The organism is Nostoc edaphicum CCNP1411 (assembly GCF_014023275.1).
GTDB lineage: Bacteria > Cyanobacteriota > Cyanobacteriia > Cyanobacteriales > Nostocaceae > Nostoc > Nostoc edaphicum_A.
Genome location: NZ_CP054698.1, coordinates 6,007,367 through 6,031,760, shown reverse-complemented (window position 1 = coordinate 6,031,760; position 24,394 = coordinate 6,007,367). Strand labels below are relative to the sequence as shown.

At 43.3% G+C, this 24,394-nt stretch carries 27 protein-coding genes; 17 read left to right on the top strand and 10 right to left on the bottom strand.

Translation table 11 applies throughout. The features are described from left to right. The first annotated feature begins 75 nt into the window (after positions 1-75). Complete coding sequence (locus HUN01_RS28200) at positions 76-636, top strand: GNAT family N-acetyltransferase (protein ID WP_181928931.1); 561 nt, start codon at positions 76-78, stop codon at positions 634-636. Positions 637-865: 229 nt separating this feature from the next. Here the strand turns inward: HUN01_RS28200 and HUN01_RS28195 are convergent, their stop codons facing one another. The 3 genes from HUN01_RS28195 to HUN01_RS28185 form a co-directional block, all read right to left on the bottom strand. Then, positions 866-1,201 (bottom strand): hypothetical protein, encoded by a 336-nt coding sequence (locus HUN01_RS28195; RefSeq protein ID WP_181928930.1) that lies wholly within the window; start codon positions 1,199-1,201, stop codon positions 866-868. 207 nt (positions 1,202-1,408) lie between these two features. Further along, on the bottom strand, positions 1,409-1,810 hold the full coding sequence (locus HUN01_RS28190; protein ID WP_181928929.1) for a fasciclin domain-containing protein: 402 nt from the start codon (positions 1,808-1,810) through the stop codon (positions 1,409-1,411). A 278-nt stretch (positions 1,811-2,088) separates the two neighbouring features. Then, on the bottom strand, positions 2,089-2,235 hold the full coding sequence (locus HUN01_RS28185; RefSeq protein ID WP_181928928.1) for a hypothetical protein: 147 nt from the start codon (positions 2,233-2,235) through the stop codon (positions 2,089-2,091). 173 nt (positions 2,236-2,408) lie between these two features. Between HUN01_RS28185 and HUN01_RS28180 the strand changes: the two genes are divergently transcribed. Next, complete coding sequence (locus HUN01_RS28180) at positions 2,409-3,158, top strand: DUF561 domain-containing protein (protein ID WP_181928927.1); 750 nt, start codon at positions 2,409-2,411, stop codon at positions 3,156-3,158. A 97-nt stretch (positions 3,159-3,255) separates the two neighbouring features. Here HUN01_RS28180 and HUN01_RS28175 read toward each other — a convergent pair whose 3' ends face one another. Beyond that, positions 3,256-4,404 carry a DegT/DnrJ/EryC1/StrS family aminotransferase gene (locus HUN01_RS28175; protein WP_181928926.1) on the bottom strand — a complete coding sequence of 383 codons (1,149 nt, stop codon included), beginning with the start codon at positions 4,402-4,404 and terminating at the stop codon, positions 3,256-3,258. A gap of 328 nt (positions 4,405-4,732) precedes the next feature. Between HUN01_RS28175 and HUN01_RS28170 the strand changes: the two genes are divergently transcribed. After that, positions 4,733-5,509: an ABC transporter permease gene (locus HUN01_RS28170; RefSeq protein WP_181928925.1), complete on the top strand. Its 777-nt coding sequence runs from the start codon at positions 4,733-4,735 to the stop codon at positions 5,507-5,509. Positions 5,510-5,691: 182 nt separating this feature from the next. Here HUN01_RS28170 and HUN01_RS28165 read toward each other — a convergent pair whose 3' ends face one another. From HUN01_RS28165 to HUN01_RS28145, 5 genes are all read right to left on the bottom strand, one after another. Beyond that, entirely contained in the window at positions 5,692-6,066 is a 375-nt protein-coding gene (locus HUN01_RS28165) for a type II toxin-antitoxin system PemK/MazF family toxin (protein ID WP_181928924.1), read from the bottom strand. Next, on the bottom strand, positions 6,063-6,338 hold the full coding sequence (locus HUN01_RS28160; RefSeq protein ID WP_181928923.1) for a ribbon-helix-helix domain-containing protein: 276 nt from the start codon (positions 6,336-6,338) through the stop codon (positions 6,063-6,065). Before HUN01_RS28160 ends, HUN01_RS28165 begins: the two co-directional genes overlap by 4 nt. Before the next feature lie 116 nt (positions 6,339-6,454). Next, complete coding sequence (locus tag HUN01_RS28155) at positions 6,455-8,902, bottom strand: filamentous hemagglutinin N-terminal domain-containing protein (RefSeq protein ID WP_181928922.1); 2,448 nt, start codon at positions 8,900-8,902, stop codon at positions 6,455-6,457. A 163-nt stretch (positions 8,903-9,065) separates the two neighbouring features. Next, a complete protein-coding gene (locus tag HUN01_RS28150) occupies positions 9,066-9,329 on the bottom strand; it encodes a hypothetical protein (protein ID WP_181928921.1) in 264 nt (87 codons plus the stop codon). Between the two features lie 195 nt (positions 9,330-9,524). Beyond that, on the bottom strand, positions 9,525-10,352 hold the full coding sequence (locus HUN01_RS28145; protein ID WP_181928920.1) for a carbohydrate ABC transporter permease: 828 nt from the start codon (positions 10,350-10,352) through the stop codon (positions 9,525-9,527). Between the two features lie 180 nt (positions 10,353-10,532). On the opposite strand from HUN01_RS28145, the gene HUN01_RS28140 reads away from it, so the two are divergent. From HUN01_RS28140 to folE, 5 genes are all read left to right on the top strand, one after another. Beyond that, positions 10,533-11,231 (top strand): aldehyde oxygenase (deformylating), encoded by a 699-nt coding sequence (locus tag HUN01_RS28140; RefSeq protein ID WP_181928919.1) that lies wholly within the window; start codon positions 10,533-10,535, stop codon positions 11,229-11,231. Positions 11,232-11,350: 119 nt separating this feature from the next. Beyond that, positions 11,351-12,370, top strand: a complete 1,020-nt coding sequence (locus HUN01_RS28135) for a long-chain acyl-[acyl-carrier-protein] reductase (protein WP_181928918.1) — start codon at positions 11,351-11,353, stop codon at positions 12,368-12,370. Between the two features lie 128 nt (positions 12,371-12,498). Continuing rightward, the gene (locus HUN01_RS28130; RefSeq protein WP_069073547.1) at positions 12,499-13,479 is read left to right on the top strand and encodes an acetyl-CoA carboxylase carboxyltransferase subunit alpha; all 981 of its coding nucleotides are present in this window, start codon (positions 12,499-12,501) and stop codon (positions 13,477-13,479) included. A 357-nt stretch (positions 13,480-13,836) separates the two neighbouring features. Beyond that, positions 13,837-14,562: an SDR family oxidoreductase gene (locus tag HUN01_RS28125; RefSeq protein ID WP_181932849.1), complete on the top strand. Its 726-nt coding sequence runs from the start codon at positions 13,837-13,839 to the stop codon at positions 14,560-14,562. A gap of 105 nt (positions 14,563-14,667) precedes the next feature. Next, complete coding sequence (gene folE, locus HUN01_RS28120) at positions 14,668-15,375, top strand: GTP cyclohydrolase I FolE (RefSeq protein WP_181928917.1); 708 nt, start codon at positions 14,668-14,670, stop codon at positions 15,373-15,375. A gap of 57 nt (positions 15,376-15,432) precedes the next feature. On the opposite strand, the gene HUN01_RS28115 is transcribed toward folE, so the two are convergent. Beyond that, positions 15,433-16,077: a phosphoribosylanthranilate isomerase gene (locus HUN01_RS28115; protein ID WP_181928916.1), complete on the bottom strand. Its 645-nt coding sequence runs from the start codon at positions 16,075-16,077 to the stop codon at positions 15,433-15,435. Between the two features lie 121 nt (positions 16,078-16,198). Between HUN01_RS28115 and psaK the strand changes: the two genes are divergently transcribed. From psaK to proC, 9 genes are all read left to right on the top strand, one after another. After that, positions 16,199-16,453 (top strand): photosystem I reaction center subunit PsaK, encoded by a 255-nt coding sequence (gene psaK, locus HUN01_RS28110; RefSeq protein WP_181928915.1) that lies wholly within the window; start codon positions 16,199-16,201, stop codon positions 16,451-16,453. Positions 16,454-16,811: 358 nt separating this feature from the next. After that, on the top strand, positions 16,812-18,008 hold the full coding sequence (locus tag HUN01_RS28105; RefSeq protein WP_181928914.1) for a site-2 protease family protein: 1,197 nt from the start codon (positions 16,812-16,814) through the stop codon (positions 18,006-18,008). 317 nt (positions 18,009-18,325) lie between these two features. Continuing rightward, on the top strand, positions 18,326-19,696 hold the full coding sequence (gene der / locus HUN01_RS28100; RefSeq protein WP_069068713.1) for a ribosome biogenesis GTPase Der: 1,371 nt from the start codon (positions 18,326-18,328) through the stop codon (positions 19,694-19,696). A gap of 113 nt (positions 19,697-19,809) precedes the next feature. Continuing rightward, positions 19,810-20,730 carry an energy-coupling factor transporter transmembrane component T family protein gene (locus HUN01_RS28095; RefSeq protein ID WP_181928913.1) on the top strand — a complete coding sequence of 307 codons (921 nt, stop codon included), beginning with the start codon at positions 19,810-19,812 and terminating at the stop codon, positions 20,728-20,730. A gap of 351 nt (positions 20,731-21,081) precedes the next feature. Beyond that, the gene (locus HUN01_RS28090; protein ID WP_181928912.1) at positions 21,082-21,387 is read left to right on the top strand and encodes a hypothetical protein; all 306 of its coding nucleotides are present in this window, start codon (positions 21,082-21,084) and stop codon (positions 21,385-21,387) included. Between the two features lie 158 nt (positions 21,388-21,545). Continuing rightward, a complete protein-coding gene (gene pipX, locus HUN01_RS28085) occupies positions 21,546-21,824 on the top strand; it encodes a transcriptional coactivator PipX (RefSeq protein ID WP_069068710.1) in 279 nt (92 codons plus the stop codon). Continuing rightward, positions 21,821-22,489: a YggS family pyridoxal phosphate-dependent enzyme gene (locus tag HUN01_RS28080; RefSeq protein WP_181928911.1), complete on the top strand. Its 669-nt coding sequence runs from the start codon at positions 21,821-21,823 to the stop codon at positions 22,487-22,489. Before pipX ends, HUN01_RS28080 begins: the two co-directional genes overlap by 4 nt. A gap of 366 nt (positions 22,490-22,855) precedes the next feature. Beyond that, positions 22,856-23,458, top strand: coding sequence for a cell division protein SepF (locus tag HUN01_RS28075; RefSeq protein WP_069068708.1), 603 nt, complete (start codon positions 22,856-22,858; stop codon positions 23,456-23,458). Positions 23,459-23,564: 106 nt separating this feature from the next. Next, the gene (proC, locus tag HUN01_RS28070) at positions 23,565-24,383 is read left to right on the top strand and encodes a pyrroline-5-carboxylate reductase (RefSeq protein WP_181928910.1); all 819 of its coding nucleotides are present in this window, start codon (positions 23,565-23,567) and stop codon (positions 24,381-24,383) included. The last annotated feature ends 11 nt before the right edge of the window (positions 24,384-24,394 follow it).

Sequence of the window (24,394 nt, the reverse complement as noted above, 5' to 3'; positions counted from 1 at the left end):
ATACATCTTGACTAGCTTTGATTAGAATATTTTTTGGGTTGTGATTATTAGTATGTAGCTTGTTCATTCAAAATAATGAATCTACCATTAGAAACCCAACGTCTGATACTGCGAGACTTTGTAGAATCAGATTGGTTAGCGGTTCATAAATACGCTAGCGATCGCGAAGTTGTACGTTATTTAACCTTTGGCCCAAATAGTGAAGAAGATACCAAAAATTTTTTGCAAAGAGAGATCTCATTACAAGGGGGAGAACCCCGTCAGCATTTTGCCTTGGCAGTGACTTTGAAAGCCCAAAAGCACTTAATTGGCATCTGTCGCATATCCGTTCATGATACTGACAACAAAACAGGCTCTATTGGATACTCTTTCACTAAGGAATTTTGGGGACAAGGATATGCAACTGAAGCCGTAAAAGCAGTTGTATCATTTGGTTTTCAGGAGTTGGACTTACATCGCATATTTGCAACTTGTCACCCAGAAAACATTGCCTCAGCAAGAGTTATGCAAAAAATCGGAATGCAACAAGAAGGTTATTTGCGAGAACACCATTGGATTAAGGGAAAATGGCGAGACTCTTGGCTATATGCCATCCTTGAACATGAGTGGAAAAGTGTCAATCAATTTGGGATTTGAGATTTGAGATTTTTCTATGGTTCAAACTAGTACAGCACGGCGGAAATAAACCACCCATTCCCAATCAACAAAACCCTTACGCTGTCTTCATTTTTAATTTTTAATTTTTAATTCCGCCTTGCGGTACTAGTTCCTCTGAAACCAGGTTTGAATTTTGAATATTTCAATCCAAAATCCAAAATTTAAATTTCACTAATCGTCATTATGTCGTCAACAGTACGTGTAGATTTCAGGAATTGTTGGAAAGACTAGGAGTGTTGCTGTAGCGTCTTTGAAAAAGAATTGCTGCCAAATTAGTTACCAAGCAGGTGATTGCTAGCGACATCAAGATATAAGTAGGAGCCATCACCACGCCAATCTGGAACCAGGTATATACGTGCAGTATCATTACAGAAGCGAAAAAGCTAGCAATTCCAGCAGATTGCCACACTTGAGATGATGGACGACGTAACGCTACTAGGCTCATCGTTAAAATTGTGACCAGCAAGTTCGCTGGTACAAGAAATGCACAGATACCTATGCAGTTGCCACGAGAAAATTCAGCTAAGGTGTTAAAATCGAGCATTAATTTTGTTGGGATAGATGTTAGCTTTTTAAGAATTTAATTTACTTTATTTTAAAATAACGAAATCTATATGAACAGATGAGTGAGTAATCACATTGCGAATATAACATAGATTAAACTATTGAGTTACGTTTTGATACTACTCAATAGTTAGTTAATTCTAAAGATTTTAGATACCTAGGGTGGGTATTTTCCACCCTAGCTGAATTAACCCGGTAAAATTACTGTATCGATAACGTGTACTACACCGTTATCAGCTTCGATATCTGCTGCTAAAACTGTGGCATTTTTAACTTCAAAACCATCGGAAGAATCAATTTTAATGGGTGAACCTTCCACAGAATTAACCGTTCCGATCTTTGCCAAATCAGCCTTTAGCAGCTTTCCTGGAACGACATGATACTTTAGAATCCGCGTTAGCTGGGGAATATTCTGTAACAGAGTTTGGATAGTTCCCGCTGGTAACTTGGCAAAAGCATCGTCATTTGGTGCAAAGACAGTGAACGGACCAGGACTTTTTAATGTTTCTACTAAACCAGCAGCTTGTACAGCAGCCACCAGTGTTTTAAAAGACTCAGCCGTAACTGCAATATCAACAATATCAGCCATATATCTTACCTAAATCTCTGCAAAAGATTTTAGAGGATAATAAACCTCTTTTAAGTTTTATTAAATAAAATAAATTTCATAGCAGGGGGTGAATAATCTACACCTAAATGAGTACTCCTGTCAGACATCACCTTAGCTTATATCTTGCACCAGGCGATTTCTAGTCGCGGCTACACGAGACTTTACCTGCCTCCGCAGGTTGAAAAGCCTTGATTTTGCGTTAGTCTTCACAATACCAGGCGCAATACGCTTGGGTTAAGAGCTAATCGTACAAAATTTTAGGTTTTCAAGACGCGATAAATCGCCGTCTCTACAAATGTTTTGGTCTTATCTGAAGTGTATTGATACCAGGCGGACTTCTCTGCGAGACGCTGTTCGCGTTCGTTTGTATAGCCGCGATTTCTAATCGCTAGGGCTAGGTGCAAGATGTGAGTTAGCGAGTTGCGGGCGTCGGGTTTTCCTCCAGCAAGACTGCCCTCTGCCTCCTGCCTGATTCGATAAAATTATCAATATTTGGCAACTACTATAGTGATTTAGTCTCTCATCAACTGAGGGACGGTAGAATATACCTAATTTTCGTAGCTTCAAAAGCCAAACTATGACGATGCATTCCACACTCAAACGTGCATTTACTAACCGCCGCGTTCTAAAAGTGATCAGCGGTTTGAATAATTTCGACGCTGCTAGCGTTGCTGCTACTGTCAAAGCTGCTGAATTAGGCGGTGCTACTTTCGTCGATATTGCCGCAGATCCAGCTTTAGTCCAGCTAGCTAAAAGTTTGACAAATTTACCTATTTGTGTGTCAGCAGTAGAGCCAGATAAATTTGTGCAAGCAGTGGCAGCTGGTGCTGATTTAATTGAAATCGGTAATTTCGATTCCTTCTATGCTCAAGGACGCCGCTTTGAGGCTGTGGAAGTGCTAGCGCTGACTAAGCAAACCCGCGCTCTTTTCCCAGACATCACCCTATCTGTCACCGTTCCCCACATCCTGGAACTAGATCAACAGGTACAGTTAGCAGAAGAATTGGTGAAAGCTGGAGCGGACATTATCCAAACCGAAGGCGGTACTAGCAGTAACCCAGTTCACCCTGGAACTCTAGGATTAATTGAAAAAGCTGCTCCCACCTTGGCAGCAGCTTTTGAGATTTCCCGTGTAGTGTCAGTGCCAGTATTGTGTGCTTCAGGCATTTCTAACGTTACTGCACCTTTAGCGATCGCAGCTGGTGCTGCGGGTGTTGGTGTTGGTTCCGCCATCAACCAACTCAATAGCGAAATCGCAATGATTGCCGCTGTGCGCGGCTTAGTAGAAGCCTTAGCGGCTGCAAGAGTTCTGAGTGCTGAGTTCTGAGTGCTGAGTGCTGAGTAAGAAGTAGGGAGTGAGGAGTGGGGAGTGGTGAGTAGTAAAATGAAAATTTCCTATCCCCTATCCCCTATCCCCTATCCCCTCAACCCAAACAATCCTTCAACGCATAAATCACCTGATCTTGCTGCTGTTGTGTCAGTTCTGGGAACATGGGCAAGGATATAACCTCATGGCAAGCTTGCTCTGCTATTGGTAAGTCCCCAATTTCATAGCCCAGATTTTGATAAACTGGCTGCAAATGTAAAGGATGGGGGTAGTAAATCATTGAACTTACGCCCTGTTCTTGCAATTGACTACGCACCCAATCTCGATATTTGGCGCTAGAACCATTGCGCCCTTCGCCGGATATGCGAATAGTATATTGATTCCATACCCCACTACCCCCAGGTAATTCTTGGGGTGGGACGATTCCCGGAACTTGACTAAGGTACTGGTAGTAATAGTTGGCAATATCTCGTCGGCGATCATTCCAAATATCTAAATAACGTAGCTTAATCTGCAAGATCGCTGCTTGGAGAGCATCCAAGCGGCTATTTACACCAATTTCTTCATGTAAATATCTAATTTTACTGCCATGATCTCGTAGGATTCGGAGTTTAGTAGCGATCGCTGGATCATTAGTCGTTATTGCTCCGCCATCACCACAACCACCAAGATTTTTGGTAGGGTAGAAACTAAAGCAACCAATATGTCCAATACTTCCTACTTTCTGATCAGCCCACATTGCCCCTGTAGACTGAGCGCAATCTTCAATTATTGCCAAATTGTGAGATTGAGCGATCGCCATTAATGATGTCATATCCACAGGTTGTCCAAATAGGTGAACCGGGATAATCGCTTTGGTTTTGGGTGTAATGGCCGCCGCTAATTGCTCCACATCTAAATTAAACGTAGTAGCGTCAATATCAACGAAAACAGGCTTTGCACCAACGGCGCTAATCACTTCAGATGTAGCAATAAAGGTGAAAGGCGTTGTAATCACTTCATCGCCTGCACCAATGTCCAAGACTCGTAACGCTAAGTAGAGCGCATCAGTACCAGAATTACAAGCCACACATTCTGTAACAGTATTATAAGCGGCAAACTGTTGTTCAAAGCCTTCGACTAAGGGGCCGCCAATATAGCGGCCAGAAGCTAAAACCTCTAAGACGGCTGCACTTACTTCTGCTTCGATGGTGGTGTATTGCTGCTTGATATCAAAGGCAGGGATGGGATTTACACTTTGGATCATGAGTTCTCATTTTATCGGGAGATACAAAGGATGCACTTCGACAGTCAATTTTTGCTGATTGAATTGTTAATCAATATAGGAGCTACTAAAAGACTATCGCCCAAGATACGCATCTATTAGGGTTTTTACTTAAATTGTGGCGCGGTAAACTGCCGCACATTTAATTTACAGATAGTAGGCACACTAGGTGTTTGCCATGTTAAGGTCTTACCATTTGGAATTTTGAATTGATGAAAGTGATATATATCAACCAAGATCCAACACATCGGATCAAAGTTCCTCTTGTGTGGGCTGCTTTGAGAAGAAAATACTAGGAGATAGAGAACCCATGCAGGAATTGATCAAGCTGGATTTTGTGGATTTAGCTATTGCTGTGGGATTGATGGCGATCGCCATTGGTTTATCTGCCTGGGAAAAATTAGGACTAGAGTTGAACTTAGCCCTTGCTACTGGGAGAACCATCTTACAACTTCTTGTATTGGGATACATTTTAGATTTCATCTTGGCTTTAGACAATGCTTGGGCAGTTTTGGCGTTATTAGTAATAATGCTGACAATTACGGCGATTGTCGCACGAAATCGCATCAGCCAAAAAATTCCTCATGTGTTGCCTTTGGTGTGGGGTGCAATTTTAATTAGTACCGCCCTGACAGTGTTTTACACCAACTTTTTGATTATTCAACCAGATAGATGGTATGAACCACAGTATATAATTCCTTTAGCAGGGATAGTTTTAGGTAATGCTACCAATGCAGCTGCGATCGCAGGCGATCGTCTTGTCAGCACCATTAATTCCAGCCATCTTGAAATAGAAACTCATTTAAGCTTAGGTGCAACTCCAGAGCAAGCAGTTAGCCAGTATCGCAAAGACGCCATTAAAGCCGGATTGATTCCTACTCTCAATCAAATGATTCTCATCGGTATGGTGGCAATACCAGGAATTACCACCGGACAGTTGCTAGCTGGTGTTAAACCCCTGGATGCTGTATCCTATGAAATTTTGATTATATTTATGGTTGCTTTCGCTAACTTGTTGACAACACTTTTAGTCACGAAGGGGTTGTGTCGTCAATTTTTCAATTCCGCCGCGCAGTTGGTGAGGTAAGGTAGGGGGCAGGAGGCAGGAGCAAACAAGGACACTGTATTTCTTGCGCTACGCGTCTCAAAATACATATTTTTTTGTTTTTCATAAATAAATTTAGTTGCTCTCAAACTCTTTTGGCAGAGGGAATAATTATTTTCTAAAACCTCCTGCCTCCTGCCCTCTGCCTTTCTTCGGTGAAGCGGTTAATCTACATCCAAGAGTATTTGATCATCTTGCCCTGGTAGATCAAGAGCAATCAACAGTGCTTGATTTAGTTGGGCGATCGTTTCCTCAAAAAGCATTCCCCGCAAACGCAATAAGCGTGATTTTGAGAGTACCCGAATTTGATCTGTCATTGCGAGCGAGTCATGGGTTAAGCCACCGTTGGGTGCTTGAATCAAAACTTGTGTAGGATAGATGCGCTTACTTGATCGATAGGTTGTACAGGGAACTGCCAGAACCACAGGACTGGCAATATTAATTACATCCCGACTGACAATAATGACTGGACGGGTTCCACCCTGTTCTGATCCTTCAGTCGGCTCTAGACGGGCGTCGTAGACTTCACCCCGTCTCATTCTGGAGTTTCCTCTAACTTCAAAGCTTCCCACTGAGCCGGGGCAAATTCTGCCTCCATCTGCAAAACTTCGGCTTGATACTCTACATCATTTGCCATTTCTGCTAAGGCTGCATCAATTTCTACCCGTTTTTGCACAGCGAGTTCACGCCGTAATGCCCGTGTTACAAACTCGTTGCGGCTTTTGGCTTTTCCTGCCTGAACGGCTTTATCCGTTGCCTCTAACAAATCTTGTGGGATAGTCAATGTTGTGCGAACCGTCTGTTGCTCCATACAGTTCTATTAAATGATGTTTGTTTTGATGACTATTATGACATCATTTTAGTCATAACTTATTTCTTTCTGTTGCGATCGCCAACACACTGAGCAATTACTTTAATAGAAAGGGCCTAATTAGCAGCACAAGATGTAGCGGTGAGCGAGGAGTTATGGGGCGATGCAATAGGTACTTGAGCAACCAGAACCACCTTCCCATTGGCATCTATTACCCATCCTTGGGCTTCCACAATTTGAGTAGGTTCATTGACAGAATTAACTTTCTGTGATTTTTCTTCTGTATTTGGCTGCGCTTGAACACCCACTTCTTTCTGAAGACTGCCAGCACGATTCTCACTCTCTGGAGAGAGTGTGATCCAATCTGCTAGCACCGCATCAGCTATCAATAGCTCCGTGGGATCGGGTGCTAGTCCTCCACGCCCAGTAGCAACAAATGAACTACTGGCTATTTTTCCACCAGAATTACAACCAGCAGTAATTTGCTGCGAAGCATCATCCAGATTTACGGGCAATTCTACTAATCCTTTACTGGGGTCAGCATCTGGTGAGTTGATTTGTACAGTGCCATTTAATAAAGGGTTTTGTTGAGAAAATGCGGTAATGTCACTTGTTCGTAGGTTCTTCGGGTTTATTTCTTCCGGATCAAGTCTCTCTACGTCTGCACGGGTGCGGGATACAAACCCAAAGATATTTTTAGTGGTGATTGTGATTTTACCACCAGAGCCAGAGAAGGCATTGGCAGTGATATCGCTATTTGCAAAGGGAGCGGCGACAACAAAGCCATTAGGTGCTTTGATGGTGATATTACCGCCATCTCCACCAAGCCCTGTCTTACCTGCATTAGTGGTTATTTTGCTTTCGCGGCGCATCAATAATAAGTCTCGCACCTGTAACGTAATATTCCCACCTAAACCTGACTCGGTTTCAGCTGTGAGTTTTCCCTTATTGTCCAAAAGTATGGAGCGAGCGATTATATTTAAATCACCTGCTTTCCCTAAATTAGTGGGATCTCCGATATAGATTACATTTTTTCGAGCTTGGCTACTCACAGTTATCGCAGCCCCATCCTTGATAATCAATTGTCCTGTAGTTAGGGTCAAGTTTCCGCCATCTCCAGGCCCTTCAGTTCCAGAAAACAAACCACTGAGTCTAGAACCATTTGGTGAGGTTCCAATTAGTTCTACGGAATCAGAGGCGTTTACCGTCAAGCTTCCTGCTTTTCCTGTATTTTTTGGTGTAAGTTGGTTAGAAATAAACCTATATATACCCTCAGAGCTTGTTGATATTCTTGCCCCTCCTTGGATACGCAACTTTCCAGTATTAATTGTGATACTGCCAGCGTTTTTATTGCCATAAGTTGCACTAAATAATCCACTGGATATTAAATCACTACCATCTCGGAACACAGGAATGGAGGTGCCGCCAATTAGTTCCACGGAATCTGATGCGTTTATGGTCAATTGCCCGTGCAATTGTGCCCCACTTCTGACCACCAACTTCTGAGTAGTGACATTTATGTTTCCAGAGTTTCCGTTTGATAAACTCTGAGTAAACAGTTGTGTATCTTGTTCAACTACTACAGACTCTGAGGCGTCCACTCTCAAATCTCCTCCTGATTGCCCTCCAAAGAGATCAACTAGAATTAGGAAACCGCCAGCTACCCGCACGAGTCTGCCTTGCACGTGGATATTGCCGCCATCCTCTCCATGAGTATCTACAGTAGATCGAATTTTATTTAACTGGATTACTTCGACGTTCTGGAAATTTTGAACACCTTCATATCCAAATGCCCAACCTTGATTTGTTGGGCTTAAACTAACCAGACTATTACCAGCGACGCTTCCTAACTCAACTCTTCCATCCTTTGCTGTGATATTTCCCCCCTCTAGTGTTATATCACCGCCTATCAGTGCCAGGGTTTTGCCTTGCTGCACCTGTAGACCAACGCCTTGCCTAAAGATATTAACTGCGCCATCTGGTTTGGCTTGGGATTGATTGCGGATGGGGGCAGCAGTTGCTCCAAATTGCAAACCAATGGGAACACTTAGTGTCAGTAGAGGTGTAGTTTGAGGAGATGTAGCACTAAACTTTGTACCATCAGCAAAGTTCAAGCTACTCGCAGTACTTGCCACAAATGAACCGCCGATATTTAAAGAAGCATTTGACCCAAAAACAATGCCGTTAGGATTAATCAGAAACAGGTTGGCTGTGCCGTTAGCTTTCAGAATGCCATCTATATTAGAAATCGAATTACCTGTTACCCGACTGATGATATTTTGAATATTTATTGCATTGTTAAAGTGGGCTGTACTTCCCGCAGAGACAGAAAACTGTTCAAAGCTGTGGTATAAGTTTGTACCACGAACTGCCCCACCATCAATCTGGTCTATAGACTGACCATCGATTAGCTTTGGCGTAATGATTGAACTTTCAGATCCAAGTGTGCCATCCCTTTGTATTTGGGCTAAGGCAAAATTCTCAAAGAAAGTGAGAACTCCAGCAATTGCTAAAGTACTCACTATTCCTAACTCCCAGCACCAACTTCTTCGGTTTCCAGACATTAGAAACTTGCACCCAAAAAGTAAGAGTATATTGAAATACTGCTCCTTGCTAATTAGGTATAGTGATACTTAAAATTATCTCTGTAGCCTAACTAGTAAATGCAAAGTTCAGCATTTTTATACTCACTAGAATAAACTTTTTACAGTACAAAGACTAAATTATTTAGCAGTTGCAGCCGAAAGGGTCGCCAGTTGACGGGCAAGGGATACACCACGAATTTTCCATTAGAACAATTTCCTGTTCTGTGCCTGCATTACCAGATTTGATTTTATTTGGGTCAAGATTGCACTGCCACTGAACTGTCAAAGCTCTATCATCTAATACTCCGTATTTTTCAAGCAATGCGTATAAGCCAGCGTTATTAACGCTTTCAAGTAGTTTCTGCTCAACTTCTGCTTGTAACTTCTGTAATGTTTCAGAGTCCATAACTGTTTCCATTTCCTAAAGGATGTGTATCATTGTTGATTCGGCTTGGCTAGGAAAAATTACGCATAGTGTAACAAAACTTAATATTTTAATCCTGGACTGCCTTTATACATACGCTTGGGTTAATGGTTATTGGTGTAGATGATTGGTCTTTGAAGACGCGATTTATCGCGTCTCTACATATAGGTTTTGTTGCTAATTCTTAATCCCCGTCGCCGCAATACCCTGAATGAACTGACGCTGACCGATGAGAAATAATACCATCACTGGAACTGTCGCTATGGTCACTGCTGCCATCATCAAGGGCCAATTATTCGTAAATTGTTCTTGAAACTCTGCCAATGCCAGCTGCACCGTTCTTAATTCTGGTCGTGTCGTAAATACTAAAGGCTTAAATAAATCATTCCATTCACCGATGAAAGTGAACAAAAATAGTGTCACCAACGCCGGACGGGCTAAAGGTAACATCACTCGCCACAAAATTTGCAGTCGGTTCGCCCCATCTATGGCTGCGGCTTCCTCTAATTCCACGGGAATTGTCTGGAAATACTGACGTAACAAGAAAATCCCAAACCCGTTGACCGCAGTGGGTAAAATAAGCGCCCAATATGTATTTATCAAGTGTCCCCACTTCAAAACCAAAAAGATGGGAATCACCAATAACTGAAAGGGAATTACCAAAGTTGCTAAAACGACTAATAGCAGTGCTTGGCGTCCCCAAAACTTCAGGCGTGCTAAGGCGTAACCAGCCAAAGCAGAAGTGACAATCTGAAACGCCGTCACAGCGATCGCTACCAAGGTAGAATTAGCAAACGCCAGCAAAAATTTTCCCTGTTGCCACGCAACGCGGTAATTTGCTAAAGACCAGTTATTTTTGGACAAATTTTCTGGGCTGGCGGCGGTCGGTGCAAAGGAGGTGAGAAAGACCACAAACAGCGGTAGTAGAACGATAAATGCCCCTAGGAGTAAGACTACTAGGCTCAAAAAATCGCCAGATTTCAAATTCGGGTTTGGTTTAGACATAACTTGAACTGCAAAGCATTTGTTTCGCTAGGACTAGAGCATCTCCTCCAGCAACAGTTAATCTATAAACATAGTTACTTGTTAAGTTAAATTAAACCACAGTGATTGTTACCCTCAGTTCATAGGGTAAATTGAATCCTGGTGTCCAATAATTCTTCCTTTACAGGAGTAAACATAACCATGCCGCAGCTTACAGACGAATTTAAAGGATTAGATTTCAAGAGCGAAACATACAAAGATGCTTATAGCCGGATTAATGCGATCGTGATTGAAGGGGAACAAGAAGCCCATGAAAATTACATCACCCTAGCCCAACTGCTGCCGGAATCTCATGATGAATTGATTCGCTTATCCAAGATGGAAAGCCGCCACAAGAAAGGATTTGAAGCTTGTGGGCGCAACTTGGAAGTCACCCCAGATTTGGAATTTGCCAAGGAGTTTTTCTCTGGACTACACCAAAACTTCCAAACTGCGGCGGCAGAAGGTAAAGTCGTCACTTGTCTATTGATTCAGTCTTTGATTATCGAATGTTTTGCGATCGCAGCATATAACATTTACATCCCCGTCGCCGACGCTTTTGCCCGCAAAATCACTGAGGGAGTAGTAAAAGAAGAATATAGCCACCTCAACTTTGGAGAAGTTTGGTTAAAAGAAAACTTTACAGAAGCCAAAGCTGAACTTGAACTTGCAAACCGCCAGAACCTACCCATCGTCTGGAGAATGCTCAACCAAGTAGAAGGTGATGCTCACACAATGGCAATGGAAAAAGATGCTTTAGTAGAAGACTTTATGATTCAGTACGGTGAAGCATTAAGTAACATCGGTTTCACGACTCGCGATATCATGCGCTTGTCAGCCTACGGACTCATCGCCGCTTAAAAGATTGCCCAGTAACGAGTGCTGAGTGCTGAGTAGTTGAAATTCAGAACTCAGAACTCCTAACTCCCAACTCTACTAAATTCCACGCCTCAAAATAGCATAAGCCTAATAATCACTACATGTTTGGTCTAATTGGACATCTGACTAGTTTAGAACACGCTCAAGCGGTAGCTCAAGAATTGGGATACCCAGAATATGCCGATCAAGGGTTAGACTTTTGGTGTAGCGCCCCACCGCAAATTGTTGATACCATTATTGTCACCAGTGTAACTGGACAACAAATTGAAGGAAGATATGTAGAGTCTTGCTTTTTGCCGGAAATGCTAGCTAGTCGCCGCATCAAAGCCGCAACGCGCAAAATCCTCAACGCCATGGCCCATGCACAAAAGCACGGCATTAACATCACAGCTTTAGGCGGATTTTCCTCAATTATTTTTGAAAACTTTAAGTTAGAGCAGTTTAGCCAAGTCCGCAACATCAAACTAGAGTTTGAACGCTTCACCACTGGAAACACACATACTGCCTACATTATTTGTAAGCAGGTGGAAGAAGCGTCAAAACAACTGGGAATTGATCTGTCAAAAGCGACTGTTGCTATATGTGGGGCAACTGGGGATATTGGTAGTGCAGTTACACGCTGGCTAGATGCGAAAACAGATGTCCAAGAACTTTTGTTGATCGCCCGTGATCAAGAACGTCTCAAAGAGTTGCAAGGCGAATTGGGGCGAGGGAAAATCATGGGCTTGACAGAAGCACTGCCCCAAGCTGATGTTGTAGTTTGGGTTGCTAGTATGCCCAGAGGCGTGGAAATTGACCCCACTACTTTGAAACAACCCTGTTTGTTGATTGATGGTGGTTATCCGAAAAACTTAGCAACCAAAATTCAGCATCCTGGTGTACACGTATTAAATGGTGGAATCGTAGAGCATTCCCTGGATATTGACTGGAAGATTATGAAAATAGTCAATATGGACGTGCCAGCCCGTCAGTTGTTTGCTTGTTTTGCCGAATCAATGCTGCTGGAATTTGAGAAGTTATACACGAACTTTTCGTGGGGACGGAATCAGATTACCGTAGACAAAATGGAGCAGATTGGTCGGGTGTCAGTAAAACATGGATTTAGACCGCTGCTAGTTTAGTCATTGGTCATTAGTCATTTGTCATTAGTCATTTGTCATTAGCATTCGGACAAAGGACAAAGGACAACTGACAAAAGACTAAGGACAAAGGATAGATAACTTATAACTCGTAACTTATAACCCCTACGATGGCAACTACCGAGCGTAAACCGCTACTGCTAGATTTTGAAAAACCCCTAGCAGAACTTGCAACCCGAATTGATCAAATTCGGCAACTTGCAGAAGAAAATGGCGTCGATGTTTCTGGTCAAATTCGCCAACTAGAAGCACGTGCCATGCAACTGCGTGAGGAAATTTTCACGAGTCTATCCCCGTCTCAGCGATTGCAAGTCGCTCGTCATCCGCGTCGCCCCAGTACTCTCGATTACATTCAGGCTATTAGTGATGAATGGATGGAATTACATGGCGATCGCTGTGGTGGTGACGATCCGGCTTTAGTTGGTGGTGTCGGTCGTCTGAGTGGACAACCTGTGGTGATGTTGGGTCATCAAAAAGGACGGGATACTAAAGACAATATTGCCCGTAACTTTGGAATGCCTTACCCTGGCGGCTACCGCAAAGCCATGCGGTTGATGGAACACGCCAATAAGTTTAGTATGCCGATACTAACTTTTATCGACACACCAGGAGCTTGGTCTGGGGTAGAAGCAGAACACCAAGGTCAAGGAGAAGCGATCGCTTACAACTTGCGGGAAATGTTCTGCTTAGATGTGCCAATTATCTGCACAGTCATTGGTGAAGGCGGTTCTGGTGGCGCACTCGGTATCGGCGTAGGCGATCGCCTACTCATGTTTGAACACTCCGTTTATACCGTTGCCACTCCCGAAGCCTGCGCCGCCATTTTGTGGAAAGATGCTGGTAAGGCTCCCCAAGCCGCCGTGGCTCTGAAAATTATTTCCCACGACCTGAAAAAATTGGGAATTATTGACCAAATACTGCCCGAACCCACTGGTGGCGCTCATTCCGACCCTCTAAAAGCCGCTAATACTCTTAAGCAAGTGCTGCTAGAAAATTTGGACGAACTCAATCGTTTAACCGCTCCAGAACGCCGCCAACTGCGTTATGAAAAATTCCGCAAAATTGGTGTTTTTACAGAAGTTGCCCACTAACAGCACTTCATTAATGATTGATTAGCCGATCAGCAATGCTATAATTGCCTATGTGCTTAAAGATTTTTAACAATCTAGCCATAGGCATTTGCATGTTTGCTAAATCTACTCAACTTAATTGAGTGGGTTTTGTATTTTGTAAATAATCTAATTTGAATGTACAGCGTGGTTTTCCAGGCAATGATTTGTTGTCTTCACTGCTAAAACCCACAATATGGGTACTATTGTGCAGCATCATAGCATTTGCCTAATGAAAATCATCAGATTTTTAGACTCCTTTAATCTATCCAAACCAAATAAATGCAAATAATTGGATGGTAATAGGCTTTGGGAACTGCCAAAAAATTGGGAGACACCATGAGTGTTGAGCAAAAACGACGCGCCCTGATTACTGGGGCCAGTAGTGGAATTGGGAAAGCAACGGCTTTAGCCTTTGCAAAAGCGGGGATAGATGTCGCCTTAGTCAGTCGTTCATTGGATAAGTTAGAGGCGGTAAGAGAAGCAGTAGAGCATACTGGGGTGGAAGCGAAAGCTTACGCTGTAGATTTAGCGCGGATCTCCGAAGTCAAAGACAAGATCCAAGCGATCGCCCTAGACTTTGGTGATATAGACATTCTGGTAAACAATGCGGGCATAGCCTATACAGCCACTTTAAGCGAAACTCCCCTAGAAGACTGGCAACAGGTAATTGACTTGAATCTCACAAGCGTGTTTGGGTGCATTATGGGGATTTTACCTTCAATGCGCGATCGGGGCACAGGCACAATTATCAATGTCGCTTCAATTGCCGCCAAGCAGCCCTTTCCTGGTTGGGGAGCATATAGCGTCAGCAAGGCTGGTTTGATTGCCCTCACTCAAACCCTGGCGCAAGAAGAACGCACCCACGGCATTCGTGTCACAGCTATTTGTCCCGGTGCAGTCAATACCGAACTTTGGGATACAGAAACAGTCCATGTCAACCTAGACCGTTCCAAAATGTTAACCCCGGAAATTGTGGCTCAGTCAATTCTTTACGCTGTACTTTTACCACAACAGGCAGTGATTGATGAATTAATCCTGATGCCCAGCGCTGGCGCACTCTAATTTGTCATTTGTCCCTTGTCCTTTGTCCTTTGTATAAAGCAAATGACCAATGACAAATGATCAATGACAAATGACCAACGACTAAACCATAACCAAGACTGAATCATGACTATTGCTAGTTCCAACGGTTCCAATTACTCTCAATCGCCTCTGATTCCCGACTTGGCAGAAGCCATAACTCCTAGACCCGATCGCAATACTCATAATGGGCGACCAGCAGATGTGTGCCCACCAAAAGAGGAACAGATGGAGGAAATGAAAGACGCCGTGCGGACATTAATATTGGGCGTTGGTGAAGATCCAGAACGCGAAGGACTCCTCAAAACACCCAAACGAGTAGCCGAAGCAATGCGGTTTCTTACCAGTGGCTATAACCAATCTCTTGAAGAACTAGTTAACGATGCCATCTTTGATGAAGGGCATAGCGAGATGGTGCTAGTTAGAGATATTAATTTCTTTAGTCTGTGCGAACACCACATGCTGCCATTTATGGGTAGAGCGCACGTTGCTTATATCCCCAACCAAAAAGTAGTGGGATTGAGTAAGCTAGCCCGCATTGTTGAGATGTATTCTCGCCGCTTACAAGTGCAGGAGAGATTAACGCGCCAAATTGCCGAAGCAATCCAGACCATTCTAGAACCTCAAGGCGTTGCCGTTGTGATGGAAGCTAGCCACATGTGCATGGTGATGCGGGGCGTGCAGAAACCAGGTTCTTGGACTGTCACTAGCGCAATGGTTGGTGTGTTCCAAGAAGAACAAAAAACTCGTGAAGAATTTTTTAACTTGATTCGTCACCAACCAGCATTTTTTTGAGTGCTGAGTGCTGAGTGCTGAGTTAGGAGTTAGGAGTTGTAAATTAACTCCTAACTCCTAACGTCTAAGTAACTCAATGTTTTCTAGGCTCTGAAATAGTTTGGCTACTTTATCTAAATCCTTATCTCCAGGTGTTCGTTCCACACCACTAGATAAATCAATGCCGCTAGGATTAACCTGACTTAGGGCTTCCACAATATTATCGGCTGTTAGTCCTCCTGCTAAAAACCAAGGACAACTAGGGCTAAATTGTTCTAGCATCGTCCAATCTAAAGTTTTACCTGTACCACCCAGCTGTTGCGAATGATAGGCGTCAAGTAGCAAAGTATCCACATATTTTGTGTAATCAGTAGTTGTGTCAAGATGCTCAAGACTCTGAATTCTCAGTGCTTTGATAATTTCGACCTTGGGTAAAGATTGACGCAAATGGTAGCAAAAATCTGGTGATTCATCTCCGTGTAACTGGACGCCTGTCAACCCAGAATCAACAACTATCTGATTGATTTCGGGGATGCTGGCGTTAGCAAAAACACCAATTGTGTCAATATTTGCCGGGAGTTCTGCCACTGCTGCCCGAATTTGCAACGTGGTAACGTAGCGAGGTGAAGTTGGTACACAAATAAATCCTAGTGCCGTTGCGCCAAGAGAGGCGATCGCTATAGACTGCTCTGGTTGAGTAATGCCGCAAATCTTAACGCGCATGAATATCTGACAAATTTAAATAATCACTTGAAAAGTCTAAACTATCTAAAAAACTTTTGGGCCTTGTAATTTTATAATCTTGTTGGTCTACGATTAACTTTTCCCTTTAGGAGACAAAAGCTTGATTTCCTCTATTTTTCTAGCAGTAGCTGCATCTGTTCCCGCAACACCTGTGTGGAATCCTACAGTAGCAATCATCATCAGTGTTAGTAGCTTAGTAATGGTTTTACTAAGTACTAGGATTGAAAAACCCCTAGTTGGCCCCAAGTTCCCTATCTTGCCAATTAGTATTCCAACATTCGTTGGTGCGATGGCTTTTGGTCATATTATCGGCATTGGCATCGTTTTAGGACTGACTAACATCGGTCGTCTATAGTTTTTGATGACCGCGGCGTTACTTGTAACGCCGCGGTCAATACAAACACTCTTAAAACAATTTTGGGCAGAGGGAGTGGGGAGTAGGGAAGAAGCAAGGGAGCAGGGAGCAGTCGGCAAGGGAGAGAATAAAAAATTAAAATTACCTCTCTTTCCCCTCTGCTCCCTACTCCCTACCCCTCTGCCTCTTCCCAATGCCCAATGCCCACAACTAAAAGCCATTAATTGTCTATTCTAGAAAGTAAGAGCATTGCGTCACTCGGCACTACCGAATTGATGCTTAATAATAAATTTGTATACAAGTATGCGTAGTATTCCAGTATAAAAACTACTGGCATATTTAGTTTTAGGACAATGTAATGCAAACAAATTGGAGAATTGGGTCTTTATTTGGAATTCCCCTATTTTTAGACCCATTATGGTTTGTGATTTTAGGGTTGGCAACCCTCAATTTTGGGGTAGCTTATCAGGAATGGGGGAATCTTATAGCTTGGAGTGCTGGAATAGTTATGGCACTGCTGCTATTTGGTTCAGTATTGTTACATGAGTTGGGTCATAGCTTAGTAGCCCGATCGCAAGGCATTAGAGTTAATTCAATTACTCTATTTATGTTTGGCGGAATTGCTGCTATTGAAGAAGAATCTAAAACTCCAGCCAAAGCTTTTCAAGTTGCGATCGCTGGGCCCTTGGTCAGTATCATCCTATTTTTCCTGCTCCGGCTAGTAGCTATTCTGATACCTGAGACTAATCCCCTCAGTGTCATGGTCGGAGATTTGGCGAGAATTAACCTAGTTGTGGCTCTATTTAACCTGATTCCCGGCTTACCTCTTGATGGAGGGCAAGTGTTAAAAGCAGCACTATGGCAAATAACAGGTAATCGCTTTCAAGCCGTACACTGGGCCGCAAAGGCAGGGCAAATATTGGGTTATGCTGCGATCGCTTTAGGATTTGTTGTAGATTTTGTGACCAGGGAGTTAGTAGCTGGTTTGTGGATTGCGCTGTTAGGTTGGTTTGCTGTCCGCAACGCCAACAACTATGACAACATGACTACATTGCAAGAAAGCCTACTCAAGGTGGTGGCGTCCGATGCAATGACCCGTGATTTTCGAGTCATTGATGCTGACCAGACATTGCGCTCCTTTGCCGATTTATACCTCTTGGAAACCGCTCCCTCACAGGTTTATTTTGCTGCTTCTGATGGACGTTATCGGGGTCTAGTTTCCATTGATGATTTCCGTTTAACCCAAAGGAGCCAATGGGAAACCGAAACCTTACACAGCATAGTGCGTCCATTGACAGAAATACCTACCGTTACAGAATCAACATCGATCGCTGAGGTAATTAACAAGCTAGAAAATGAGCAGTTACCTAGAATTACCGTGCTTTCTCCCGCTGGTGCTGTAGCTGGTGTAATTGACCGGGGAGATATTGTGCGATCGCTAGCACAAAAGTTAAATTTACGGATAACCGATGCTGAAATTAAGCGCATCAAGGAAGAAGGAAGTTATCCAATAGGGTTGCAACTGGGAGTAATCGCGAAATCAGCTACAAATTAAACGTCACAACTTCGTCATAGGTTTGCAATCGATACGTCAAAAGCGTGTGTGATATTTAATTTGGTATTTGGTTACAAAATGCTTTTTTTGGGTAAAAGGTAGGATTTCCTACCTTTTTTATTTTTAAAAGTATGACATCACTAAATAGGTGGGCATTGGAATCCAAGCAAATCTTACTCATCTTTTCTTTCCTAGTCCCCAATACCCAGTCCCTAGTCCCCAGTCCCCAATCCCCAAAAATTAAATTAAAACTTCAAGTTTAAAGTGAGTAAAATGTAAGTACATGATATACTACGTCTCTCACTTACCCTGGTTTTATGGCACTGCCAATTGTTGCAATTATCGGACGCCCAAATGTGGGCAAATCCACCCTGGTTAATCGACTCGCCGGGGAACAAACGGCGATTGTCCATGATGAACCGGGAGTGACACGCGATCGCACTTACATGCCGGCTTTCTGGAATGGCCGCGAATTTTTAGTGGTAGACACTGGTGGCTTAGTTTTTAATGATGATACCGAATTTTTACCACTGATTCGCCAACAGGCAATGACAGCCCTTGCAGAAGCATGTGGCGCTATTTTTGTAGTCGATGGTCAAACAGGCCCCACATCGGCAGATTTAGAAATCGCCGAATGGATGCGCCAACAACGCGTACCTGTACTACTAGCTGTAAATAAATGTGAATCTCCAGACCAAGGCTTAATGCAAGCTGCCGAATTTTGGGAATTGGGATTGGGCGAACCTTACCCTATCTCCGCAATTCATGGCAGTGGTACAGGAGAATTACTCGACGAGTTAGTTAATCACATCCCTGCTATTGAGGATATCCCAGACACGAATGAAATCAAAGTAGCAATTGTGGGTCGCCCCAATGTGGGCAAATCGAGCTTACTCAATTCTTTTGTCGGGGAAGAGAGGGCAATTGTCAGCCCAATTTCCGGCACAACCCGTGATGCTATTGATACCGTCATTGAACGGGATGGACAAACTTACCGCTTGATTGACACCGCCGGCATTCGCAAAAAGAAACACATCGAATACGGCACGGAATTTTTTAGTATTAATCGGGCTTTCAAAGCGATTCGCCGCGCTGATGTGGTTTTATTAGTAATAGATGCCGTAGATGGAGTTACTGAGCAAGACCAAAAATTAGCTGGGCGGATTATCGAGGAAGGTCGAGCTTGCATCATCGTCGTTAATAAGTGGGATGCCGTCGAAAAAGACTCTTACACAATCTACGACTACGAAAAAACTCTGCAATCACGGTTACATTTTACTGAATGGGCAGAAACAATCTTTGTGAGTGCCTTGTCAGGACAACGGGTAGAAAAGATTCTCGAATTAGTGAAAACGGCGGCTGAATCACACAAACGCCGTGTCAGCACATCAGTAATTAATGAAGTTTTAACAGATGCCGTCAGTTGGCATTCACCGCCAGCATCTCGTGGTGGGCGTCAGGGTAAGATTTATTATGGTACACAAGTAAGTAGCCAACCACCAACGATCGCACTATTTGTCAATGATTCCAAACGCTTCAACGACAACTACCGCCGCTACATTGAACGGCAATTTAGGCAACAGCTAGGATTTAAAGGCACACCAATTATTTTGCTGTGGCGGAGCAAAAAAGTCCGTGATGCCGAAAGTGGTAATGTTAATAGAGCAACTCGCGTCAAAATAAGTTAGGAGACGCGATGAATCGCGTCTGTACAAGAGAGATGCGATTAATTGCGTCTGTACAAGAGTTATGAGTTAAAGTCAAAACTCCTAACTCATCATTCTTCACTCCTAACTCTAAAATGGATTTATTGCGATCGCTGCCACTTGGACTTTATCTAGAACAACCCCAAACTTGGCTGCATAAAATTGATCCGCGAGTCAAGTTCGCCTGGTTGATGAGCTTTTTAACAAGCTATGTTTTGGCCAACAACCTTTGGCGTGTGCTGCTAGTGGTAGTATTAATTATTGCCACCTTGATTGCCAGAATTCCCCGACGAGTATGGCAGCAGCAAATGGGCTGGCTGTTAATGCTATCGTTTTTTATCTTAGCGATCGCAGCCATCAGTCCTGATGGAATGGGTATAGATTATCAGCCACGTTTACCAGCTAATGAACAAATCTTAACCCAGCCAGCAAACTCGAATAATCTTGTTCAAGAGCAAGTCGTTGAGAACAAAAAATACAGCTACGTGCTATTTCACAAAGGCCCAGTCAAAGTGACTCGCTACTCCTTAAGTTTGGCAGTACGCCTGAGTACACTTATATTTACCGTAATTTATAGTACCAACCTATATCTGTTGACAACCGCACCAGAAGAAATCACATCTGGCATAGAAAGCCTAATGCAACCCTTTCGACGCTTCAAGTTGCCCGTCACAGAAATTGCTTTAACTTTAACCTTGTCCTTGCGCTTTATTCCCCTAGTTTTAGAAGAAGTGCAAAATTTATTCCGCTCCGTGATGACAAGGGCAATTAATTGGAAAAAGCTGGGATTAAAAGGAGCATTCAAGGTTTGGATGACAGTTGCAGAGAGACTTTTGGAAAATCTGCTCTTACGAGCCGATCAAATGGCGAATGCCATGATGGTACGGGGTTTTACCAGTCCCAATGAGCATCGAGTGCAGTGGCACGACTTACGATTAAAAGGGCGTGACTGGCTTGCGATCGCAACTTTAATCTTATTCTGGGGAATACGGGTAACTATAGGAACTCAGGTCTAATTTTGCCCCGAATAATGGTAAGAGGTAATACAACAGAATTCAGAATTCAGGAGTCAGAATGGGCTAAACGCCCCGCTACCGCTAACAGGAATCAGAAGTAAAACATTAAATCGCCGTATCTACCAAAGACTAATTATTGTAGAGACGGCGATTTATAGCGTCTCTTGCCTTAACCTCACAAAATTGATCCCCTAGCATTTCCTGTAGATTTTAGGTATTAAGCAGCGTTGCGCGAACACTACAAACTAATCTTAAGATTTTTGACCGAGTACCCTTGTGAATCTCTGCACAATGCTCAGACACCAATTCCACCATTGAAAATACTGGATAATCAATAGACCTTTTGCATAAATGGTAGTTTTCTTTCCAGTCCCCAGTACCCAATCCCCAGTACCCAATCCCCAATCCCAATTTTGTGCCATTCAGCGACAGTTGTGGCAGTATGGAAAGAAGTTGAAAAATTTGGAAACTTCAAAGGATGTTTTTCCTTGCCAAGCCGAACTTTCAACCAGAAGATCAGGACTATTTTGTGCCTTGTCCCTACAGATTGGTAAATTGAAATCACCAAAGCAGATGGTGATGTTTATCAACCAGCCTCTACTCTCTGAATCTACGCTTCGCGGCTTCTGTTGTACCATTCCGCTTCACTACCACTAGCTTCATCTGCCCATTAGAAACTAGATCAAGGTCTTCGTAACCGCAGTTTCGCATTTTAAGCAAATATTCTGGCGAATGTTGGTATTATCGTCTGAATGTTTGGAATTCACTGCGAAAAGATATATATACTCCCACCTTGACAACACCTTGACTCTTAAATGAATCCAGAAAACGCAGAAACTTACATAAACCATCCAACTTGGGGTTTACTCTACAAAATCTGTATGGTTGATGAAAACCAGGATTTGTTCACCACACTTTATGCCCAGCGCTTATTTTTTTTGGTGGCAAATGACGTTAAAGGTGTCAAATTCCAGTCTCTAGGACGTACTGAGGCGAGAATGATGTTGGAAAATCGCTTACGTACCCTGCGGCGCAGTGGGCATTCTCAGGAGTACGATCAGCTTCAGAGTGTTTTCCAGCGCACCTTCCAATGAACAGTTCGATTTCCGAACGTATTCTTTCCATTCGCTCCTCACTGCCAACTTCAGTCAAATTGATTGCCGTTAGCAAACAAGTTTCTGCCCAGGCCATTCGGTCTGCATACACCGCAGGAATTCGTGATTTCGGGGAGAGTCGTATCCAAGAAGCCGCCAGTAAACAATCCGAGTTGCAAGACTTACCGGATATTACCTGGCACTTTATTGGACATTTGCAAAGCAATAAAGCCAAAAAAGCCATCGAGCATTTCCCTTGGATTCACTCCGTGGATAATTTGAAGCTAGCACAGCGCTTAGATCAATTGGCGCAACAGCTAGGAGTGAGTCCCCAGGTTTGCCTGCAAGTGAAAATTCTCCCCGACCCCAACAAGTCTGGTTGGAGTGTGCCAGAACTTTTGGCTGATTTACCCACACTCAATCAATACAAAAATTTACAAATTCAAGGTTTGATGACAATTCCGCCTTCCGGATTAAATGATTCCGAAATTCTTAATGTGTTTAATCGCAATCGTGAGTTAGCAAAAGAAATCCAGGAGCAAAATTGGTCGCATATTAAAATGCAGCATCTATCTATGGGTATGTCAGGCGACTACGAACTGGCAGTGCAAGCAGGTGCAACGATGGTACGATTAGGAACCATATTGTTTGGCGATCGCTCTTAGCCGATTAATCATCAGCCTTTGAGGACGGTATTAATAGAGATCAGGATTTGTTGACAAGAATTTTCTAACAGACTGGTGCAATTGGAAACAAAGGATATAGTATTGACAAGAGCAATCGCCAAGTCAAAATAGGGTATAAAGAAGTTTCCTTCGGATAAACCTTAGGATATAATCTTGACTCATTATTATGTTTAGGCGATGCACAGACCTTTCCAATAAGTGTCAGTTCATCGCCAAAACCCGTAGTATGGGCTACAACTAGCAATACACTTGCTGAAGTATCCACCGATGTAGCGAGCGCTCCTATCTCAACTAATCCTCAGCCAAGTCAATACAGGCTATTCGCACCAGGAGAGTACACACACAATGAACAACATTTTTTCCAAACTCAGAGACTTTGTGGGTCTAAATGAGCAAGTGGAATACGAGTATTACGAAGAAGAACCAGAAACAGATAATAATTACCAAAATCTGTATCAGCAAGAAAATCCCCAACCAGCACCACAAGAGAATCCAGCCGCTCAAAATCGACGTTGGCGGGAACCAGTGCCTACAATGGGAGATGATATAGCAACAGGTCAAAAGCCAATGGGGAATGTGATTGGTATGCCAGGAGCAATTAACGGAATTTCGGAAGTTTTAGTACTCGAACCACGCACATTTGAAGAAATGCCCCAGGCAATTCAAGCGCTGCGAGAACGCAAGTCAGTGGTATTAAATCTGACAATCATGGACCCAGACCAAGCTCAACGAGCAGTAGATTTTGTTGCGGGTGGTACTTACGCACTAGATGGACATCAAGAGCGCATCGGTGAGAGCATCTTTTTGTTTACGCCAAGTTGTGTCCAAGTTAGCACCCAAGGTGGCGTTCTTCATGAAGTACCACAACCACCAGCACGTCCCTCTCGTCCTACAACAGGCCCTTCAAATCAAAGTTGGGGCAACGAAACTAATCGGATGGCACAATAAAGTTAAATTAGTTATTAGTCCTTTGTCCTTTGTCATTTGTCCTGGGTTTTGATCATAGTGACAAATGACAAACGACTGATGATTAATGCCTAATGACTAATGATCAATGACTATAAAATTTGGCTTAATTGGTGGTGGGATAATGGGAGAAGCACTCTTATCCCGCCTTATCACGCGTGGAATTTATCAAGCATCAGAAGTCATAGTTAGCGAACCGCTATCTTCACGCCTAGATTTTTTAAAACAGCAATACGGTGTTGCTGTGACTACAGATAATATCCAGGTTTTTACTGAAGCACAAGAAGTTGTCTTTTTGGCAGTGAAGCCGCAGGTGTTTAGTGCGATCGCTCAAGAATTAGCAGATATTGATATTCTTAATAGAGAACAATCACCGCTGATCATTTCCATATTGGCGGGTGTGCCTTTAAATCAGCTAGAAGCTGCATTTGTACAATTGCCAGTCATTAGAGCAATGCCCAACACCCCTGCAACTGTGGGAGCAGGAGTTACCGCGATTTGTTTAGGTGCATATACCAATGCCTTGCATCACCAAATAGCACAGAAAGTTTTTTCTGCTGTAGGCGAAGTGGTGGAAGTGTCAGAAGGGCTGATGGATGCAGTCACAGGATTATCTGGTAGCGGCCCGGCTTACGTGGCACTATTAGTAGAAGCACTTGCTGATGGCGGAGTAGCCGCAGGTTTACCTAGAGCAATTGCTAATCAACTAGCCTTGCAAACCGTACTGGGAACAGCGAAACTGTTGCATGAAACCAAAATGCACCCAGCAGAACTCAAAGATCGCGTTACTAGCCCTGGCGGTACAACCATTGCGGGGATTGCCAAGCTAGAACAGGCAGGATTTCGTTCAGCTTTAATTGAAGCAGTCAAAGCTGCCACAGAGCGATCGCAAGAGCTGGGAAAATAATAAAGAGTCAT